This is a genomic window from Mycobacterium sp. (assembly GCF_047975165.1).
GTDB lineage: Bacteria > Actinomycetota > Actinomycetes > Mycobacteriales > Mycobacteriaceae > Mycobacterium.
Genome location: NZ_JBKECZ010000163.1, coordinates 1 through 2,930, shown reverse-complemented (window position 1 = coordinate 2,930; position 2,930 = coordinate 1). Strand labels below are relative to the sequence as shown.

Below are 2,930 nucleotides of genomic sequence, written 5' to 3'. Positions count from 1 at the left end.
GACGTGGTCAGCGCGGAGTTCCTGCTGCAGCGCCCCCTGCGGCCCGCGATCCGGCGCACCGCCCCGACCGTGCTGCTGATCGACGAGACCGACCAGGCCGACATCGAGATCGAGGGCCTGCTATTGGAGGTGCTGTCCGACTTTGCGGTGACGGTGCCCGAACTCGGCACCATCACCGCGACCCGCAAGCCGCTGGTGGTATTGACCTCCAATGCCACCCGCGAACTGTCCGAGGCACTCAAACGACGGTGTCTGTTCCTGCACATCGACTTCCCGACACCGGAGCTGGAGCGCCGCATCCTGCTGTCGCGCGTCCCGCAACTGCCCGAACACCTCGCCGAAGAGCTGGTGCGCATCATCGGGGTGCTGCGCGGCATGCAACTGAAGAAGGTGCCGTCGATCGCCGAGACCATCGACTGGGCGCGCACACTGCTCGCGCTGGGCATGGACACCATCGACGACGCCGTCGTCGCCGCCACCCTCGGTGTGGTCCTCAAACACCAGTCCGACCAGCAGCGCGCGACCGGCGAACTCAGGCTGAATTAGAGGCTTCAAGCACCATGGTCACCCGGCGTATCCGCCCCTCCCGCCCGCTCGCCCCGCACGGGTTGCCCGGTCACCTGGTGGGCTTCGTGGAGGCGCTGCGGGCCAGCGGGATTTCCGTCGGCCCGTCGGAAACGGTGGACGCCGGTCGGGTGATGGCAACCCTGGGCCTGGACGACCGCGCGGTGCTGCGCGAGGGCCTGGCGTGTGCGGTGCTGCGCCGGCCGGATCACCGGGACACCTACGACGCCCTGTTCGACCTGTGGTTCCCCGCCGCGCTGGGTGCGCGCACGGTGCTGGCGGACGGGGGAGGGGACGGCGGGGTTGACGACTCGCTGCCGGCCGACGACGTCGAGGCGATGCGGCAGCTGCTACTGGACCTGCTCACCGACAACCCGGACCTCGCCGGCCTCGACGATCGACTGGTGCAGATGATCGCGAGGATCGTGGAGGCCTACGGCAAGTACAACTCCAGCCGCGGGCCGTCGTTCTCGTCCTACCAGGCACTCAAGGCGATGGCCCTGGACGAGCTGGAGGGCAAACTGCTCGCCGGATTGCTGGCACCTTATGGCGGCGAGCCGACGCCCAGCCAGCAACAGATCGCCAAAGCGCTTGCCGCCCAGCGTATTACCCAGATCCGCAAGTTGGTGGATGTCGAGACCAAGCGGCGCACCGCCGAACAGCTGGGCCGCGAACACGTCCAGACCTACGGTATCCCGCAGCTTTCCGAGAACGTCGAGTTCCTGCGCGCGTCCGGTGATCAGTTGCGCCAGATGCGCCGTGTGGTCGCCCCGCTGGCCCGCACCCTGGCCACCCGGTTGGCCGCGCGACGGCGCCGGGCGCGGGCCGGATCGATCGACCTGCGTAAGACGCTGCGCAAGTCGATGTCCACCGGCGGGGTGCCCATCGATGTGGTGCTGAAGAAACCGAGGCCAGCGCGTCCGGAACTGGTGGTGCTGTGCGACGTGTCGGGCTCGGTCGCCGGATTCAGCCACTTCACCCTGCTGCTGGTACACGCTCTGCGGCAACAGTTCTCCCGGGTCCGGATATTCGCCTTCATCGACACCACCGACGAGGTGACGCACATGTTCGGCCCGGAAGCCGATCTGGCGGTGGCCATTCAGCGCATCACGCGGGAAGCGGGTGTTTATGCTCGCGACGGCCACTCCGACTACGGCAACGCGTTCATCACGTTCATGCAGGGCAACCCGAACGTGCTGTCACCGCGCAGCTCCCTGCTGATCCTGGGCGACGGACGCACCAACTACCGCAACCCGGCCAGCGATGTGCTCGAAGACATGGTGACCGCCGCCCGGCATGCGCACTGGCTCAACCCCGAGCCCAAACACCTTTGGGGCAGCGGAGATTCGGCGGTGCCGCGGTACCAAGAGGTGATAACCATGCACGAATGCCGATCGGCCAGGCAACTGGCCGCGGTGATCGACCAGCTGCTGTCGGTGTAGCTGAGCGGCGTCACGCCGTCTTGCGGTACACCAGCCAGCGCAGTTCTATCGGGCTTTCCTCACGCTTACCGGGGAATACGTCCAGACCGCTGGCCCAATTGGCATACCAGCCGGTTTGCGGCCAGGCCCCGGGAGGCAAGTGGGCCTGCTCGTAGTCGTAGACCGACTCGTCGGAGACCAGCTCCAGTGACAACCCAGCTGCTGCGGCCGCCGTCTCCTCGGGCGAGAACATGCACGAGTAGGCCTGTTGCCCGAACTCCCGCGCGACATCCTCGATCTGGTAGCCGAGACGCGACACGAAGGTGTTGAGCACCAACTGACCTCCGGGTGCGAGGCACTGTGCGGCGAGTTCGAACACGCTGCGCAACTGCTGGGTTGTCCGGAAGTCGGGCACTACCTCTGACACCAGGATCATCTGGTAGTCGTTGCGCAGATCGGCGGTGGTCTCGAAAACGTCGCGGACAATGACCCGTATATCAAGGGCGTTCCGGTGGGCCTCCGACTGGAGGATCTCGGCGAACTTCGGGGTTATCTCCACCACTTCCATTGGATGTCCGCGGCGTGCCAGTGGAAGCGTGTTGCGGCCGGGTCCCGGCCCTATTTCGAGAATCCGAAAACTTCTGGGATCGGCCGTTTCGTTGGCCAGTGCCCACACGCGGGCGTCGGGTTCGGTGCCGAACAGCGGAGGTTTTCTGGTGGCGACCCAGTTTTCGTAGACCTCGGCCACGGTGGAGAACCGGGTGTTGACCTGGTCTTGCAGGTTCTTCCCGGCGTCAGTGCTGTAGGTGATGACGATGTTGGACCGCTGTGATTCGGTGTAGGCCGCGGTTAGTTGGTTGCGCAGGACCTCGCGTAAGTGAGCCAGTTCTTCGTCGTTGAACTGGCGGCCGAGGGCGGCGAAGGTGCTGTCGCACATCTGGAGAT

At 65.9% G+C, this 2,930-nt stretch carries 3 protein-coding genes; 2 read left to right on the top strand and 1 reads right to left on the bottom strand.

Going from position 1 to position 2,930, the window contains the following annotated elements:
- A partial coding sequence (locus tag ACK5M9_RS15295; protein WP_416894002.1) for an AAA family ATPase occupies positions 1 to 546 on the top strand: 546 nt, incomplete at its 5' end.
- Positions 547 to 560: 14 nt separating this feature from the next.
- Positions 561 to 2,006 carry a vWA domain-containing protein gene (locus ACK5M9_RS15290; RefSeq protein WP_416894001.1) on the top strand — a complete coding sequence of 482 codons (1,446 nt, stop codon included), beginning with the start codon at positions 561 to 563 and terminating at the stop codon, positions 2,004 to 2,006.
- 10 nt (positions 2,007 to 2,016) lie between these two features.
- On the opposite strand, the gene ACK5M9_RS15285 is transcribed toward ACK5M9_RS15290, so the two are convergent.
- On the bottom strand, positions 2,017 to 2,930 hold a 914-nt coding region (locus tag ACK5M9_RS15285), incomplete at its 5' end, for a class I SAM-dependent methyltransferase (protein WP_416894000.1).

Excerpts from the sequence above, each read along its gene's own strand:
- ACK5M9_RS15290 (WP_416894001.1), top strand. The coding sequence starts at position 561 with ATGGTCACCCGGCGTATCCGCCCCTCCCGCCCGCTCGCCCCGCACGGG.